The organism is Thiomonas sp. DCM-2, assembly GCF_056820905.1.
The window spans coordinates 2,934,671-2,950,394 of record NZ_CM165962.1 but is presented as its reverse complement, the minus strand read 5'-3'; the positions used below and the strand labels follow the sequence as shown (position 1 = coordinate 2,950,394).

General features: G+C 66.4%; 18 protein-coding genes and 1 tRNA gene. 11 read left to right on the top strand and 8 right to left on the bottom strand.

Annotated features, from left to right (window positions below):
- The first annotated feature begins 4 nt into the window (after positions 1 to 4).
- Positions 5 to 523 (top strand): NADH-quinone oxidoreductase subunit B family protein, encoded by a 519-nt coding sequence (locus tag AC1ZQA_RS14350; RefSeq protein ID WP_482677522.1) that lies wholly within the window; start codon positions 5 to 7, stop codon positions 521 to 523.
- A 30-nt stretch (positions 524 to 553) separates the two neighbouring features.
- Here AC1ZQA_RS14350 and AC1ZQA_RS14345 read toward each other — a convergent pair whose 3' ends face one another.
- Positions 554 to 1,552 carry a ChaN family lipoprotein gene (locus AC1ZQA_RS14345; protein ID WP_482677521.1) on the bottom strand — a complete coding sequence of 333 codons (999 nt, stop codon included), beginning with the start codon at positions 1,550 to 1,552 and terminating at the stop codon, positions 554 to 556.
- A gap of 80 nt (positions 1,553 to 1,632) precedes the next feature.
- Between AC1ZQA_RS14345 and AC1ZQA_RS14340 the strand changes: the two genes are divergently transcribed.
- Complete coding sequence (locus AC1ZQA_RS14340) at positions 1,633 to 2,205, top strand: 2'-5' RNA ligase family protein (RefSeq protein ID WP_482677520.1); 573 nt, start codon at positions 1,633 to 1,635, stop codon at positions 2,203 to 2,205.
- A gap of 38 nt (positions 2,206 to 2,243) precedes the next feature.
- Here AC1ZQA_RS14340 and AC1ZQA_RS14335 read toward each other — a convergent pair whose 3' ends face one another.
- A complete protein-coding gene (locus AC1ZQA_RS14335; protein WP_482677519.1) occupies positions 2,244 to 2,921 on the bottom strand; it encodes a cytochrome b/b6 domain-containing protein in 678 nt (225 codons plus the stop codon).
- 16 nt (positions 2,922 to 2,937) lie between these two features.
- Positions 2,938 to 3,951, bottom strand: coding sequence for a porphobilinogen synthase (gene hemB, locus AC1ZQA_RS14330; protein WP_482677518.1), 1,014 nt, complete (start codon positions 3,949 to 3,951; stop codon positions 2,938 to 2,940).
- A gap of 255 nt (positions 3,952 to 4,206) precedes the next feature.
- Here hemB and AC1ZQA_RS14325 point away from each other — a divergent pair, with 255 nt between their 5' ends.
- The 5 genes from AC1ZQA_RS14325 (at position 4,207) to AC1ZQA_RS14305 (ending at position 8,293) form a co-directional block, all read left to right on the top strand.
- Positions 4,207 to 4,650, top strand: a complete 444-nt coding sequence (locus AC1ZQA_RS14325; RefSeq protein WP_482677517.1) for a CopD family protein — start codon at positions 4,207 to 4,209, stop codon at positions 4,648 to 4,650.
- A 63-nt stretch (positions 4,651 to 4,713) separates the two neighbouring features.
- Complete coding sequence (locus AC1ZQA_RS14320; protein ID WP_482677516.1) at positions 4,714 to 5,850, top strand: VanZ family protein; 1,137 nt, start codon at positions 4,714 to 4,716, stop codon at positions 5,848 to 5,850.
- A gap of 19 nt (positions 5,851 to 5,869) precedes the next feature.
- Positions 5,870 to 6,208, top strand: coding sequence for a (2Fe-2S) ferredoxin domain-containing protein (locus AC1ZQA_RS14315; RefSeq protein WP_482677515.1), 339 nt, complete (start codon positions 5,870 to 5,872; stop codon positions 6,206 to 6,208).
- 15 nt (positions 6,209 to 6,223) lie between these two features.
- Positions 6,224 to 6,904 carry an alpha/beta hydrolase gene (locus tag AC1ZQA_RS14310; RefSeq protein WP_482677514.1) on the top strand — a complete coding sequence of 227 codons (681 nt, stop codon included), beginning with the start codon at positions 6,224 to 6,226 and terminating at the stop codon, positions 6,902 to 6,904.
- A gap of 147 nt (positions 6,905 to 7,051) precedes the next feature.
- Positions 7,052 to 8,293, top strand: coding sequence for a D-alanyl-D-alanine carboxypeptidase family protein (locus tag AC1ZQA_RS14305; protein ID WP_482677513.1), 1,242 nt, complete (start codon positions 7,052 to 7,054; stop codon positions 8,291 to 8,293).
- A gap of 76 nt (positions 8,294 to 8,369) precedes the next feature.
- Here AC1ZQA_RS14305 and miaB read toward each other — a convergent pair whose 3' ends face one another.
- The 5 genes from miaB to AC1ZQA_RS14280 all read right to left on the bottom strand — a co-directional run bounded on the left by miaB (position 8,370) and on the right by AC1ZQA_RS14280 (position 13,017).
- Positions 8,370 to 9,707 (bottom strand): tRNA (N6-isopentenyl adenosine(37)-C2)-methylthiotransferase MiaB, encoded by a 1,338-nt coding sequence (miaB, locus tag AC1ZQA_RS14300; protein WP_482677512.1) that lies wholly within the window; start codon positions 9,705 to 9,707, stop codon positions 8,370 to 8,372.
- Between the two features lie 14 nt (positions 9,708 to 9,721).
- On the bottom strand, positions 9,722 to 10,099 hold the full coding sequence (locus AC1ZQA_RS14295) for a hypothetical protein (RefSeq protein ID WP_482677511.1): 378 nt from the start codon (positions 10,097 to 10,099) through the stop codon (positions 9,722 to 9,724).
- 124 nt (positions 10,100 to 10,223) lie between these two features.
- A tRNA-Met gene (locus tag AC1ZQA_RS14290) sits at positions 10,224 to 10,300 on the bottom strand.
- A 31-nt stretch (positions 10,301 to 10,331) separates the two neighbouring features.
- The gene (locus AC1ZQA_RS14285; protein ID WP_482677510.1) at positions 10,332 to 11,117 is read right to left on the bottom strand and encodes an enoyl-CoA hydratase; all 786 of its coding nucleotides are present in this window, start codon (positions 11,115 to 11,117) and stop codon (positions 10,332 to 10,334) included.
- A gap of 37 nt (positions 11,118 to 11,154) precedes the next feature.
- On the bottom strand, positions 11,155 to 13,017 hold the full coding sequence (locus AC1ZQA_RS14280; RefSeq protein ID WP_482677509.1) for a M61 family metallopeptidase: 1,863 nt from the start codon (positions 13,015 to 13,017) through the stop codon (positions 11,155 to 11,157).
- Positions 13,018 to 13,158: 141 nt separating this feature from the next.
- Here AC1ZQA_RS14280 and AC1ZQA_RS14275 point away from each other — a divergent pair, with 141 nt between their 5' ends.
- The 4 genes from AC1ZQA_RS14275 (at position 13,159) to tnpB (ending at position 15,722) form a co-directional block, all read left to right on the top strand.
- On the top strand, positions 13,159 to 13,959 hold the full coding sequence (locus AC1ZQA_RS14275) for an EAL domain-containing protein (protein WP_482677508.1): 801 nt from the start codon (positions 13,159 to 13,161) through the stop codon (positions 13,957 to 13,959).
- 223 nt (positions 13,960 to 14,182) lie between these two features.
- Positions 14,183 to 15,112, top strand: coding sequence for an RNA-guided endonuclease InsQ/TnpB family protein (locus AC1ZQA_RS14270; RefSeq protein WP_482677507.1), 930 nt, complete (start codon positions 14,183 to 14,185; stop codon positions 15,110 to 15,112).
- A complete protein-coding gene (tnpA, locus tag AC1ZQA_RS14265) occupies positions 15,037 to 15,375 on the top strand; it encodes an IS66 family insertion sequence element accessory protein TnpA (RefSeq protein WP_482676863.1) in 339 nt (112 codons plus the stop codon). The genes AC1ZQA_RS14270 and tnpA overlap by 76 nt, the downstream gene beginning before the upstream one ends.
- A complete protein-coding gene (gene tnpB, locus AC1ZQA_RS14260; protein WP_482676862.1) occupies positions 15,375 to 15,722 on the top strand; it encodes an IS66 family insertion sequence element accessory protein TnpB in 348 nt (115 codons plus the stop codon). The genes tnpA and tnpB overlap by 1 nt, the downstream gene beginning before the upstream one ends.
- Positions 15,723 to 15,724 lie beyond the last annotated feature (2 nt).

Sequence of the window (15,724 nt, the reverse complement as noted above, 5' to 3'; positions counted from 1 at the left end):
AACCATGTGGAAGACTCTGCGCCAAATCGCCCGTGTGGGCCGCATCAGCGAGCCGCTTCCTGCCAGCGAGGCCGATGCCGGGCAAGAGCCAGCGGTCGAACGCCTGCACGCCGAGGTGCTGCGGCTGCTCGGCCGCGCTCTGGCGATCCGGGTGGTCGATGCCGGGTCGTGCAACGGCTGCGAGCTGGAAATCAACGCTTTGTCCAACCCCTACTACAACCTCGAAGGGCTGGGCATCCATCTGGTCGCAAGCCCCCGCCATGCCGACCTGCTGCTGGTCACGGGCCCGGTGTCGCGCCACATGGAACTGGCGCTGCGCCGCACCTACGACGCGATGCCCGAGCCCAAGCTGGTGGTTGCCGCGGGCGACTGCGCCGCAGGCTGCGGGGTGCACAGCAGCGGCTATGCGGTGTGCGGCCGGGTGGCTGCAGTGTTGCCGGTGGACGTGACCATTCCCGGCTGCCCGCCCAGCCCGCAGGACTTGCTGCAGGGCATTTTGCGCGCGGTGCGGCGGCGGGCGTAGTGCGCGGAGTGCCGCGTCACGGAGAGGTGGTCAAGGCTTGGTCTGACCTTTCATCATCTTGCGCAGTTCTGCGCAATGGTCGACCGGCGGTGTGCCAGGGGTGAACCACACGGCGTCGTAGCCCGATGGTCGTTCGGCTTGCAGATCGGGGGCAAGGCCCTGCAGCAGCAGGCTGAACACCGTGAGCGGACGCGGCACGCCGGGCGGAGTCTGTGCAGCGTGCGCGGCCAGATGCAGGGCGATGCCCAGGGTGCGATTGGCGTGAAAGCTGCCGGTGAGCAGCACCACGGTTTTGCCTGGCTGCGTCAGCGCCAGGCAGTGCGCGGCCATGCTGTCGTCGCGGGCGAACTGGATGCGGGCCATGGCGGGCAGTTGCGACGCGGGCAGCAGGCCGCAATGGCTCTCGGCCACGTCGTCGAGAATGCGCTGGCGCACCGCGGGGGGCACACTGTCGTCCCAGCGTGCCTGCTGCATGGCGGGGCGCATCCTGGCCTGCGGCAGATTGACACCGACCACCGGCACCCCGGCGCGCACCGCGGCCATGAGCGGCGGGGCGTACAGCGCCCATGGCCAGCCGTCCTCGTCCCAGTGCAGACTGGCGCGCACCGTGGCCTCGGGTGCATCGCGCGGGCCGTCGAAGCGCAGGCCTGCATCGGCCATTTCCAGCGCAAGCGCAGCAAGCTGGCCGCGCTGCGCCAGGGCGGTGACGATCCAGGCCTGTACCGCGTGGTGATCGGGATGATCGTGCTGTTCGCCCAGCATGCACAGTGCGGCGCGGGCGCAGTCGTCGAGGACTTGGTGCGGGGAGATGAATTGCTGCCCCCCTTGCAGGATGCGCCCGACCAGAGGCGAGTTTGCCTCGACCGGCTGGGTGTAGCGCGGCAATGGCGCAAGCGCAGCGGCCTGTGCCGACGGCCCGCCGCGCCAGAGGGGTCCCCCTGCGGCCAGGCCGAGGGCAACCGTCAGGCGCCTGCGGGTGGGGTTGTGCGGCGCAGACGGCGCGCGCGGTGTGCGGCCGGAAGTCGTCATGACATGGCATTCAATAGCATGGACACTGCAAACTTACCCCAACCCCGCAAGTCCGCGCCGCCATCAGGTCAACCCGAGCCATGCTGTCCTGCGCTTCCAGCCCAAGCACCCTGCGGCTGTTCTTCGCCCTGTGGCCGGACAGCGCCATGCGAGACCGTCTTTGCCGTCATCAGGCACTTTGGTCGTGGGAGCCACCGGCAAGGCCGACGCCAGGCAGCAAGCTGCATCTCACCCTGCTGTTCATGGACGGCGTGCCGGTCGATCAGCTCGGGGTGGCGCGGGAACTGGGCGAAGCGGTTTCGCGCGAGTGGACCGATTTCGATCTGCTGCTGGACCGCGCTGCCGTGTGGCGGCAGGGTGGCATCGCGCACCTTGCGCCCAGCCGGATTCCGCCGTGTCTGCGCCATGTCCATGCGACACTGGCTGCGCAGGCTGCACGCCGCGGTCTGCCGTTCGACGCACGCCCCTACGCGCCGCATGTCACGCTCGGGCGCCGCGCCGACAGGCTGACTGCGCCGGCAGCCTTTTCCCCGCTGCACTGGCCGGTGCGCGACTTTGTGCTGGTGCAGTCTGTGCTCGGCACGGGGCGCTATGCGGTGCTCGGCCGCTGGCCATCCCACCCCAGCCTTCCCCGCCAGCGGGGAGGGGAGTGAGCACGCCTCCCCCGCCGCGGGGAAGATGGAAGGGGGCTTCAATAACTGCCGACGCTGCCCAGGGTCGAGATCCACCACGCCAGTGCGCCGCCTGCAGCCACGATGACCAGCGCCAGCAGGCGCAGCGCCCAGGTGTCGCGTGCGGCGGGGGCGCCGGCGACGGTCTCGATGTCGCCGGTAAGCATGGGGCGTATCAGGTTTTCGCGCTTGATGACGGCGTAATAGGCAATCGCTGCGAGGTGCAGCCCGACCAGCGCGTAGATCAGCGGCTGGCCGATGGTGGTGTGATAGAAGGTGAGAACCGCGCTGGTGCGGCCGCTGACATAGCTGGCCAGCGGGCCTTCGTTGAAAATTTCGTCGTTCGCAAACAGCCCGCTGATGACCTGCAGGCTGACGACGAGCAGCAGCGCGATCACCGACAGGCTGCCCAGCGGGTTGTGGCCAATGCGCAGATGCGGCGGCCGCGGATCGTCGCCGCGCACATAGCGCAGGATGGCGCGCGGGCCGCGCACGAAATTCCAGAATCGCGCATGGCGGCTGCCGATCAGGCCCCACGCCAGCCGGAACACCAGCAGCGCGATCAGACAGTAGCTGCTCCAGTAGTGGTACTGCATCGCGTTGCCGCCGATCAGACCCGTAAGGATGGAGACCGTCACGCAAGCCGCGAGCAGCCAGTGAAACAGGCGCAGCGGCAGATCCCAGACGCGGACTTTCATCGCATGGCTCCGCAGTTCAGCCGTGTTGCAGCTTGCGCGCCGCGTCGATCGCGAAATAGGTGAGGATGCCATCTGCCCCGGCGCGCTTGAACGCCAGCAGACTTTCCATCATCACCGCGTCGTGGTCGAGCCAGCCGTTTTGCGCCGCAGCCTTGAGCATGGCGTATTCGCCGCTGACCTGATAGGCGAAGGTCGGCATGTGGAATTCGTCCTTCACCCGCCGCACGATGTCCAGGTAGGGCATGCCCGGCTTGACCATCACCATGTCCGCTCCCTCGGCGATGTCCAGCGCCACTTCGCGCAGCGCTTCGTCGGAGTTGCCCGGATCCATCTGATAGACCTTCTTGTCGGCCTTGCCCAGGTTGGCGGCCGAGCCCACGGCGTCGCGGAACGGGCCGTAGAACGCACTGGCGTACTTGGCGCTGTAGGCCATGATGCGGGTGTGAATGTGGCTGTCGGCCTCCAGCGCCTGGCGGATCGCGCCGATGCGGCCGTCCATCATGTCGCTGGGAGCGACGATGTCCACGCCGGCTGCCGCCTGCGCCAGCGCCTGCTTCACCAGCATGGCCACCGTGGGCTCGTTCAGGATGTAGCCGGTGTCGTCGAGCAGGCCGTCCTGGCCGTGCGAGGTGTAGGGGTCGAGCGCCACGTCGGTGAGCACGCCGAGCTGCGGGTAGGCGGCCTTGAGCGCCCGCACCGCGCGCGGCACCAGGCCGTCGGGGTTGGTCGCCTCGACGCCGTCCGGAGTCTTGAGCGCGGGGTCGATCACCGGGAACAGCGCCAGCACCGGAATGCCCAGCTTCACGCACTCGCCGGCCACCGGCAGCAACTGGTCGATGGACAGACGCTCCACGCCCGGCATCGAGGCCACGCTCTGCCGCTGCTTCTGCCCATCGAGAATGAACACGGGATAAATCAGATCGTCTGCGCTGAGCCGATGCTCGCGCACCAGTCTGCGGCTGAAGTCGTCGCGGCGCAGACGGCGCATGCGGGTGCCGGGAAATCCGGGCAGGTTCACAAAGTTTTTCATCTTTGATGGGCATGGAAGAGGAACTTGATGCAGCCAATGCTATCTTTTTCAAGTGGATGGTGCGTTGCAAGATGTGCCATCCCCCGCTTCTCCTCCCTGAGCGGGGCCTTGAACCAAGGCTTGAATCCCCGGCCAGCACTGCCGGGGATTTTTTTGTCTGTCATGCGTGCATCGCCCCGCCATTTTGCCCCCTGGCAACAATCCGCCCGGGCAGGTCTTTTACACTGCCCCTCTGATTGAACAAGGGAGTCTGCAATGGCATTTCAATGGGTGCTGACCTGGCACATCATCTTCGTGATCGCGTGGTATGCGGGTCTGTTCTATCTGCCGCGGATTTTCGTGAACCTCGCCATGGTGCCGGCGGACAGCATTGCCGAGCGCGACCGCCTGCTGCTCATGGGCCGCAAACTCTACCGCTTCACCCACATCCTGATGTGGCCAGCCATCATTCTCGGGCTGGTGATGTGGCTGTATCCTAGTTACGGAATCGGCCTGCACGGCCCGGGCAACGGCTGGATTCATGCCAAGGTGACCCTGGTCGTGCTGCTGGTGATCTACATGTTCTGGTGCAAGCGCATCCTGCGCCAGTTCGAGCAGGGCACCAATACCCGCAGTCACAAGTGGTACCGCTGGTTCAACGAAATTCCGACCATCATCCTGTTCATCATCATTCCGCTGGTCGTCATCAAGCCATTCTGAGGATGCCCACGGGACGCGGCACGCCGTGTCCCGTTTCGAGTCCAGGCGTGCGCCACGTCTTCCATGCCTACGCCGCCCCATCCAGCACGCCCGGTCTCCCGCTTTTCGCGCTATGCCTTGACGGGCTATGTGCTGCTGATCGTCTACGCCAGCCTCTATCCGTTTTCCGATTGGCGCTGGCAGGGCCTGATGCCCTTCGACTTTGTCCTTGCGCCGCTGCCACGCTTCATCACCGCAAGCGATCTGCTGATCAATGTCGGCGGCTACTTTCCACTGGGCTATCTGCTGGCACGCACCCTGCCGGCGCGCTGGTCGCGCGTGCTGTCTTGGCTGGTCGCAAGCGTCCTGGCCAGCGCGCTGTCGTTCACCATGGAATCGACGCAGGCGTTTCTGCCGATGCGGGTGTCGTCCAACCTTGACTGGCTGACCAACTCCCTTGGCGGCATGCTCGGCGCAGCGGTCTGCGTGTGGCTGCTGCCGCGGCTGCGGCTGGCGGCCCTGCTGCGGTTGTGGCGCGAGCGCTGGTTTGCGCCGCATGTGGGCTACGGTCTGCTGCTGCTGGCGCTGTGGCCGGTGGCGTTGCTTTGGCCCGCGGCGGTGCTGTTCGGCACCGGGCAGATCGGCCCAACGCTGTTGCAGCCCGCGTTCGAGACCGATACCTGGCGCATCCTGTCGGCATGGTTCGTCAACAGCGGGCTGCAGTTGCCGGACTTCGCCCCCATCGGCGCGCTGAGACAGACCGGCATCACCGCATCCATGCTGGTGGCCAGCATCCTGCTGCTGACCGCGCTGCTGCGGCCGGGTGCGCCCCGGCTGCGGCTGGCGCTGGCGCTCACCCTGTCTGGTCTGTTCGCCGTGAGCCTGTCGGCCGCACTGAGCTTCGGTCCCGATCACGCTCTGGCCTGGGCCACGGTGCCCACGCTGCGCAGCGTTCTGGTCGGGCTGATGATCGGTTTGCCGCTGACCTATCTGCCGCCGCGCTGGAGTGCCGCCGCAGGCGCGCTGAGCCTGCTGCTGGCGCTGGCGTGGATCAATTTTTCCGGCCCCGGGCCGTACTACGCGCTGAACCTGCAATCGTGGAGCCAGGGTCTGTTCATCCGGCTGTACGGACTGCCGCAGTGGCTGAGCTGGCTGTGGCCGTTCGCTGCGCTGATTTATCTTGTGGTGCGCGCTCTCAGTTCCGGGCGCCACAATCCCTGAAGCACAGACGGTTTGCCACATGAGCTACTACACCCATCACATTTTTTTCTGTCTGAACCAGCGTGAGGCCGGCGCGGCTCGTCCCTGCTGTGCGGCCAGAGGCGCCGAAGCCGCATTCGAGCATTGCAAATCCGCGGTCAAGAGCCTTGATCTCGCGGGCGCTGGCAAGGTGCGGGTCAACCGCGCGGGCTGTCTCGACCGCTGCGAGGAGGGGCCGGTCTGCGTGGTCTATCCCGAGGGCGTCTGGTACACCTATGTCGATCAGAGCGACATCGACGAGATCGTGCAATCGCACTTGCTTGGCGGGCAGGTGGTCGAGCGCCTGCGCCTGCCCGACGCACCCGACCTTGCCAAATAGCCGGAGCGCGCGCCGATGAACGCCCAGACCCGCAAGCTCCTGGTGGACGGCCCGGTCGGGCCGGTCGAAGTGGCGGTGGACAGGCCCGCTGGCCCGCCACGTGGCCTGGCACTGGTCGCGCATCCCCACCCGCTGTTCGGCGGCACGCTGGACAACAAGGTCGCGCAGACCCTGGCGCGCGCCTGGCTGCAGCTGGGGTTTGTGAGTGTCCGGCCCAACTTCCGCGGCGTGGGGCAGACTGCCGGAACGCATGACCACGGCATCGGTGAAGCCGACGACCTGCTCGCGGTGCTGGCGCATTTCCGCGCCGAGATTGCCGCGCAGATGGGCGTTGACCTGCCCGCCGTGCCGCTGGCGCTGGCCGGGTTTTCCTTTGGCGCCGCTGTGGCGGCACGCTGCGCGCAGGCTCTGCAGCAACAGGGCGTCGCGCTGCAACACCTCACCCTGGTCGGCACGGCGGTCACGCGTTTCGAGGTGCCGCCGGTCAGCCCGCCCGGAGCCCCGCCGCTGGCCGAAACCGTGCTGGTGCTGCACGGCGAGCAGGACGATGTGGTGCCGCTTGCCGCCGTGCTCGACTGGGCGCGGCCGCAGCAACTGCCCGTGGTGGTGTTTCCTGGCGCGGGGCATTTTTTCCATGGCTTGCTGCTGCCCCTGCGCGACTGGGTTTGCCGCTGGCACAGGGCGGGGCCTGGCTGAATCAACGATCGAACCTTCGCTCGACAAACGGCTCTGACTGCACTGTCGCTCCACTGCGACACCCGTGCAGCAAAACTTCGTCACCCCTGCGCGCGCAGCGTGCTGCTAGGGTGTTGGCTTTCGAGTTGTCCGCATCAGGATTTGCCCATGTCCCTTTCATCATTGATCGCCGCCTGCAGCGCGGCCTGCCTGTTTGCCCTGTCGCCGCTGGCACAGGCCGCATCCACCCCCGCCCCCATCGCCGCAGCGCCGACGCCCGCAGCCAGCGCCGCGGCCACGCCGCTGACCCCCATGCAGGCCTTGCTGGCCAACGTGCCGCCGCCCAAGCTCGATGCCCGCGCCTGGCTGGTGGTCGATCTCACCAGCGGCCAGATTCTGGCCGAGCACAATGCCCACGAACAGGAAGCCCCGGCCTCGCTGACCAAGCTGATGACCGCCTATCTCACCTTCAAGGCGCTGAAGGACGGCACGATCAAGCTCAACCAGATGGTGACGGAGTCGAAGGAGGCCTGGCAGACCGGCGGCTCGCGCATGTTCATCGATCCGCGCGTGCCGGTGTCGGTCAACGATCTGCTGCTGGGCATGATCGTGCAGTCGGGCAACGACGCGGCGATGACCCTGGCGCAGACCGTGGCCGGGTCCACCAGCGCCTTTGTCGCCATGATGAACCGGCAGGCGCAGCAGTGGGGTCTCAAGGGCACGCACTTCATGGACCCGACCGGCCTGCCCGACCCTGGCCACCACACCACGGCGTATGACCTCTCGGTCATCGCCACCCACATCATCCGCGACTTTCCGGCCGACTACGCGCGCTATTTCAAGGTCAAGGAGTTCACCTACAACCACATCACCCAGCCCAACCGCGTCAGCCTGCTGTTCACCGACCCCTCGGTGGATGGCATGAAGACCGGCTACACCGCAGAGGCCGGGTACTGCATGATCACCTCGGCGCAACGCGAATTTCCCAATGGCCCGCGCCGCCTGCTCACCGTGGTGATGGGCACGCCCACCGAGCGCGCACGCGGCGAGGAGAGCCAGGTGCTGCTGAACTGGGCCTATCAGAACTTCGACGACATCGTGCTGGCCACGCCGGGCAAGCCCGTGCTCACGGCGACCGTGTGGAAGGGCACTGCGGACAAGGCGGAGCTGGGCTCGACCGTGCCGGTGGTGATCTCGGTGCCGCGCGGCATGGGCAAGGACATCCAGACCAAGGTGGTGCGGCCTGATCCGCTGGTGGCGCCGCTTGCGGCCGGGCAGCGCATCGGCCAGCTCGAGGTGAGCATCAGCGGCAAGCCGCTGGCCACCTATCCGCTGCAGGTGATCAAGGCCGTGCCCGAAGCCGGCATTTTCGGCCGCGCCTGGGACAGTCTGCGGCTGATGATCAAGTAAGCCTGGGAACGGAGCCGATCGGGGCCGCGCTGAATCAGTCCTCGCGCGCCGCGCAAGGGACTTGGTCGGTGTTGCCTCAGGCCGTGAGGGCCTGTTCGGTCTCTGCCACGCACACCTCGCCGCGCAGTGCATGCGGATAGGCGGTGGTGATGCGCACCGGCACCAGTTGCCCGATCAGGCGCGCGGGCGCCGCCAGATGCACGATGCGGTTGTTTTCGGTGCGGCCCTGCAGTTCGGTCGGGTCTTTTTTGCTCGGCCCTTCCACCAGCACGGTCTGCACCGTGTCCACCATGGCCGCGCTGATGGCGCTGGCCTGTGTCTCGATCAGCGCCTGCAGGGTCTGCAGGCGCTTGAGCTTGACCTCGGCGGGCGTGTCGTCAGCCAGATTGGCTGCCGGGGTGCCGGGCCGCGGACTGAAGATGAAGCTGAAGCTGGCGTCGAACTGCATGTCCTCGATCAGCTGCATCAGCAGCGCGAAATCGGCGTCGGTCTCGCCCGGAAACCCCACGATGAAGTCCGAGCCGATGCAGATGTTCGGCCGCACCGCGCGCAGCCGCCGCACGATGCTCTTGAACTCCAGCGCGGTGTAGCCGCGTTTCATCGCGGCCAGAATGCGGTCGCTGCCATGCTGCACGGGCAGATGCACATGGCCCACCAGCTTGGGGATGCGGCCATAGGCGTCGATCAGCCGCTGGGTGAATTCCTTGGGATGGCTGGTGGTGTAGCGGATGCGCGCAATGCCGTCGATCTCGGCCACGCATTCCAGCAGGAAGGCAAAATCCTCGCCCTCGCCGCCGCGCCAGGCGTTGACGTTCTGCCCCAGCAGCGTGACCTCGCGCACGCCCAAGGCGGCGAGTTCGGCCACCTCGGCCAGCACGTCCACCAGCGGCCGCGACACCTCCTCGCCCCGGGTGTAGGGCACCACGCAGTAGCTGCAGTACTTGCTGCAGCCCTCCATGATGGAGACGAAGGCGCTTGGGCCCTCCACCCGCGCGGGCGGCAGGTTGTCGAACTTCTCGATCTCGGGAAAGCTGATGTCCACCTGCGCCCGGCCTTGCGTGCGGCGCTGTGCAATCAACTCGGGCAGGCGGTGCAGGGTTTGCGGGCCGAACACCAGATCGACATACGGCGCGCGCTTCACAATCGCCTCGCCCTCTTGGCTGGCCACGCAGCCGCCCACGCCGATGAGCAGCGCGGGGTTGTTCGCCTTGAGTTCACGCAGCCGCCCCAGATCGCTGAACACCTTTTCCTGCGCCTTTTCGCGGATCGAGCAGGTGTTGAGCAGGATGAGGTCTGCGTCCAGTGGGGTGGATGTGGACACATAGCCCTCGGCGGCGCCGAGCACGTCTGCCATCTTGGACGAGTCGTACTCGTTCATCTGGCACCCGAATGTCTTGATGTAGACCTTTTTCATCGCGTCACACCGTCTCAATTACTGAAAAACAGGCCACACTGCCCCGGCGCCCTGGGCACCTGGAGCTGGGCCACAGCCTCGGGCTTGACCAGCCAGACGCGGAACACATTGCCGGTCGCGTCCAGCTGAAACACCACCGGGGCTTGAATGCCCCCGAGTTGCTGGTGGGGAATGATGCGCTGCTGCGGACTGAGCACGCGCACCCCTGGGCCCAGGGTGTAGTCGGTGCAATTGATGCTCACCTGGGGAAACGCACCGAACTGCGCATTGCCCTGCAGGCTGCCCATCGGGTAGGTCATCTGCGCCCGCGCCGCACCGAAGCCGCCCAGGCACAGCACCATGCCCAGGGCGGCCCGTACAGCGATCCGGCGGATCGACGGTTGAAATTTCATTGCAGACTCCCTGGACAATGACCCGTTTGCCATCACGCAAAACAAAAAAGCCCGCGCAGCATCGCAAGGGCTTTTTGACCGCGCCCGGCAGATTCGGCGCAAGGGTAAGACTGGACTGGATCTGTGGTGGCGCTTCAGGGACTCGAACCCCGGACCTGCGGATTATGATTCCGTCGCTCTAACCGACTGAGCTAAAGCGCCAACTCCCAAACAAGCGGCGCAGTATAGCGCATCAGCCGTGGGTGAAAAGCGGTTTGCGCTTTTCCAGAAAGGCGGCCATGCCTTCCTTCTGGTCGGCGGTGGCGAACAGCGACTGGAACAGGCGACGCTCGAAGCGCAGCCCTTCGCTCAGGCTGGTCTCGAAGGCGCGGTTCACACTCTCCTTGGCCATCAGCACCGACGGGCGTGAAAAGGCGCTGATGGTCTCGCCCATGGCGACAGCCTCGTCGAGCGCTCGATCCAGCGGCACCACACGCGCCACCAGGCCGCTGCGCTCGGCCTCGGCGGCGTCCATCAGCCGCCCGGTGAGCACCAGATCCATCGCCTTGGCCTTGCCGACCGCGCGCGTGAGGCGTTGCGTGCCGCCGGCGCCAGGAATGATGCCGATCTTGATCTCGGGCTGGCCGAACTGGGCGTTGTCCGCGGCGACGATCAGGTCGCACATCATCGCCAGCTCGCAGCCGCCACCCAGGCAGTAGCCGCGCACCGCGGCGATCACCGGCTTGCGCGTCTGCAGCACCGCTTCCCAGTTGCGGCCGATGAAGTCTTCGGTGTAGCTGGCCGGAAAGGTTTTCTGCGCCATCGCCGCGATGTCGGCGCCCGCGGCAAACGCCTTGTCGCTGCCTGTGAGCACGATGCAGCCGATCGCCGGGTCGGCGTCGAACGCCTTGAGCGCGGCGCCCAGCGCGTCCATCAGCGCGTCGTTGAGGGCATTGAGCTGCTTGGGACGGTTGAGAGTGATCAGCCCGACCGGGCCGCGGGTTTCGGTGAGGATGGGGTTGTCGTCGGTGGCTTGCATCAGCGGTCTCCTTGGATTGGCGATAGCGGATTGTGCGTCAGGCATCCTGGCCCAGCCAGGCCCGCAGGCGCTGGCGCTGCGTGGCCTGCGGCCTGGCGGCAGCCTGCAGTTGCACCCGGCTGCTCGGCAGGGCAAACCAGGGGGCCTGCGCATGCATCAGCCGGTCTTGTCGCAGGCTGTCGATGCGCCAGACATCGCCGGGCCGCGCCAGCGCATGGCTGCGCTCGATCAGGCTCTTGCGCGCCCGCTCGCCATTGAGCGCCACCAGCAGGTCGCCCGCGGCCAGCCCGGCACGCTCCGCCCAGCCGCCGCTGCGCACCCGCTGCACGCTCAGCCAGCCGCCGGCCTGTTCCTGCACGCCCAGGCCGAGCGCGTCGAGCGCGGTGTCGTCCTGCGCGGTCCAGGTCACGCCGAACTGCGCCAGTTGGGCCTTCAGCGGCGGCAGGGTGGTGCCGTGGACATGGCGGCGGAAAAAGCCGCGCCAGTCCAGCCCGCTCAGCTCCGCGAGCAGCGCGGGCAGCGCATCCTCGGCCACGCCCTGCAGGCGCAGCGGCGCATCAATGCGGCCATAGCGTGTCCAGAGCAGGCGCATCAGATCGTCGAGCGTGACGTCGCTCTCGCGTCGCAGCCGCAGGTCGATCGACAGCGCGATCAGCGCGCCGAGCTGGTAGTAGCTCACCGTGGCATTGGCGGTGTTCTCGTCCGGGCGGTAGAACTTGGTCCAGGCGTCGAAACTGGCTTCAGCCACGCTCTGCACCAGCCGACCCGGGGCGCGCAGCACCGCGCTGATGGTGCGCGCCAGCCCGTCGAGGTATTGCTGCGGGGTCATCAGCCCGGCGCGCAGCACCATCAGGTCGTCGTAATACGCGGTAAAGCCCTCGAACAGCCACAGCAGCCCGGTGGGGTTTTCGCGCTCCAGGTCGTAGGGCGTGAACGCCAGCGGCTTGATGCGCTTGACGTTCCAGGCGTGGAAATACTCGTGGCTGCACAGGCCGAGAAAGTCGCGGTAGTCGCTGTCGGCCTCCGTCCTGCGCGGATGCGGCAGGCTGCGGCGGCTGCACATCAGCGCGGTGCTGTCGGCATGTTCCAGCCCGCCGTAGCCGTCAGCCGTGGGCGCGACCAGGAACAGATACTGCGCAAACGGCGCGCGCTTGCTGCGCGGCTCGAACAGCGCGATCTGCGCGCTGCAGATGCGCTGCAGGTCGCGTGTCAGTCGTTTGGTGTCCACCGCGTCGCGCAGCTGGTCTGCGTGGGCGATCACCATCGCATGCCGTGCGCCGCCCGCGCTGAATTCCAGCCGCAGCAGCCTGCCCATTTCCACCGGATGATCGATCAACTCGGCGTAGCTGCCGGCCTGCCGCGTGCCAAAACCGTTATCCGCGCAGCGCAGCGCGGGCAGGGTGGTGGCCAGCGTCCACTGCGGGGCGAAATCCGGACAGACGATATCCACCGTGTGCGGCCGCTGTTCCTGCCCGGTTGCGGCGAGCAGCAGGCTGCTGGGGTTGAAAAAGCCGCGTGCATCGTCGAGATACGCGGTGCGCACCGACAGATCGAAGGCATAGACCGTGTAGCGCAGCCGCACCGGGCCACGGCAGGGGGCGACCCGCCAGCGATTCTTGGCGATCTTGTCCACGGCAACCGGCTTGCCTGCGCACCACGCCTGCAGCTGCAGCACATGTCTGGCGAACTCGCGCACCAGATAGCTGCCGGGAATCCAGACCGGCAGCCAGAATTCCTGGCCCGTGGGTGTGGGCTCGGGCAGGTCGAGTTCGACGAGGAATCGATGCGCCTGCGCGTCCTCCACGCTGACCCGGTAGGCCGGGCCGACCGCAGGGGTCTGCGCTGCTGGGAGGCTTGCGCGGTTCGCAGGGGTGGAGCGGGATCGGGTGGGTGGCTTCATGGTGAGGTCTGCAAGAAATGGGGCGCTTACGCCGTTGTCATGCCGCAAAAGAGGTGTCGATCCCGAGTGGAACTCTTCAAAACCCATGCTAACCTGCGGGAAACATTCAGGCTTGATCCTTCACTACAGCGGCACAGCATCGTGGAACGCGACGTCTTTTCTGAAATAGCCGCACATGCGGGGGCGGGGGCTCCGGCACTGGTTTATCAACCGCAGGTCAGTTTTCCATCGGGTCAGGTGATCGGTCTGGAGGTGCTGTTCCGCTGGCGCGCGGAAGATGCGCCCAAGCGCCATTCACCGCTGATGTTCCTCCCGCAGCTCACGCCGGCGCAGACCAGTGAGCTGTTTTTCTGGGTGATGGAAGAAGCCATTTCCGAGGCGCGGGTGCTGTCGAACTGGACGGGATGGAATGGCTACATCTCGGTCAACATCGAGGCCGATCAGATCGGCGATCCGGCGCTGATCGAGCACATCAACGCCACCCTGCAGCGTTACACCTGGGCGCCCGAGCGCCTGATGGTCGAGGTGACCGAGCGTCGTGCCATTCCTGCATTTCCCAGCGTGGCCCGCAATGTGCAGTCGCTGCGCAGGGGCGGGGTGCGGGTGGCGATGGACGATTTCGGCGAGGGCTATGCCTCGTTCGAGTACCTCAAGATCCTCGACCCCAGCGACCTCAAGATTCCCGCCAGCTTCACCTCGGATGTCACCAAGGATGTCCGCAACGCGGAAATCGTGCGGGCGCTGGTCGAGTTTTCCCGGCGGCTGTCGATCAATGTGGTGGCCGAGGGCGTGGAAACCCGCGAATGCGCCGCTGCGCTGCACAGCCTGGGTCTGCAGCACATGCAGGGCTACCTGTTCGGCGAGCCGCGCGAGCTGGAGGAATGGGCGCAACTGCTCAAGCAGCCCGGCGCAGGGGTGGCGCAGCCGAGTGCGTCGCAGTAACGCCCGCTCACGGTTCGACACAATCAGACGCCCCATCTCCCCGGTTTTGGCTCCATGATGGAGCACACAAAAAACCAGGAGACGATATGAACACATGCCCGCGCATTCCCCCTCCTAGGCTGGCCTGCCGCGCAGCGGCGCATAGGCGACGCCGTCCGGGCAGGAGGGGGTCAAGCGGGCGGTTTCGGTTGTCATTCCTCACTCTGCTGGATAAAATAACAGCATGCAACGTCGTAAAGTCACCCTCAAGCTCTATCCGAACGCCGCGCAAGCTGCGCGGCTGGAGGCATGGACACGACTGCACTGCGAGTTGTACAACGCAGCACTGGAGGAGCGCATCGACGCCTGGCGCAAGGCGGGCAAATCGATCAGCTACTACGACCAGCAAAACGCCCTGCCGGAGATCAAGGCGGCGCGCCCTGAGTTCGCAGAACTCGGCAGCCACGCCTTGCAGGCCACCCTACGCAAACTCGATCTAGCCTTCCAGTCGTTCTTCCGCCGCGTCAAGGCTGGGCAAACGCCTGGCTTTCCACGCTTCAAGTCCGCCAAGCGCTTCTCTGGCTTCGCGTACCCTGACCCGGCTGGATGGAAGCTCATGGAGCATGGCGGCAGCGGTGCGACGCTGCGCCTGGGTAGCGGCAAGGATGCCATGTCGATCCGTGCACGCGGGCGCCACCGCTTTGGCGTTCAGGCCAAGCCCAACGACATCACCCTCACGAGCAGGAACGATCAGTGGTTCGTGTCGGTGACGCTGCGTGTGCCCGAAGAAGCCTGCGCGCGGCAGCGCACGGGCGATGCACGCCGGGGCGTCGACTTCGGTGTGAGCGCATGGGCCACGTTCGACGACGGACAGACGATTGCGAACCCGCGCTGGATGCGCAAGGAACTGCCGCGCCTTGCCGCGCTGCAACGCCAGCGCGCACGCAAGCGCAAGGGGTCGTTGCGCTTCAAGCGCATCGGCGCTCGCATTGCCAAAATGCACGAGCGCATCGTAACCGGTAAGCCAGCGGCGTTCTTTCGTTCGTTTCGGATCCCACGAAGAATGTTTCCCATCGCAGGGATGAGGAGACATTCGAGATGGAGAACGACGCGGCAGAGGTGGCCGAGGTCAAGCGGCGGCGGCACCTGGACGAGGCGTGCTGGCGCGACGTGATTGAGCGTTTCCCGGCCTCGGGGCTGACGCTCAAGAGCTTTTGTCGGCAGGAGCGAGTGTGTGTGAGCAGCTATCGGCGCTGGCGTGAGCGGCTGTCGGGCAAGGTGAAGGCTGCGCCCGTGACGGCCAAGACTGGGCGTATGGAGCAGCGTGCCGCGGGGTTCATCGAGTTGGGCGAAGTCGGTACCGGCGGCATGCATGCGCCCATGGAGTTGCGGCTGGACCTGGGCGGCGGCATGAGCCTGCATCTGGTGCGCCGCTGATGTTCTTTCCTGAGGGGCGCATCCGGGTCTTCTTGTATGGGCAGCCTGCCGACATGCGCAAGTCCTACGACGGGCTGTACGCGCTGGCGCGCCAGGGCTTTGAGGTCGACCCGCTGGGCGGGCATCTGTTCGTGTTCGCGAACCGTCGGGCTGACCAGATCAAGGTGCTGTACTTCGATCGCAGCGGCTGGTGCGTGTGGAGCAAACGGCTGGAGGCCGGCCGCTTTGTGCGCGACTGGGGCGGGCAGCGCAGCGCCGAGATCGACTTCACCGCGCTCAAGCTCCTGCTCGAGGGGCTGCAGGTGACGCGGCAGTTCAAGCGGCATCGACACGTGGAGTGGCGATAACG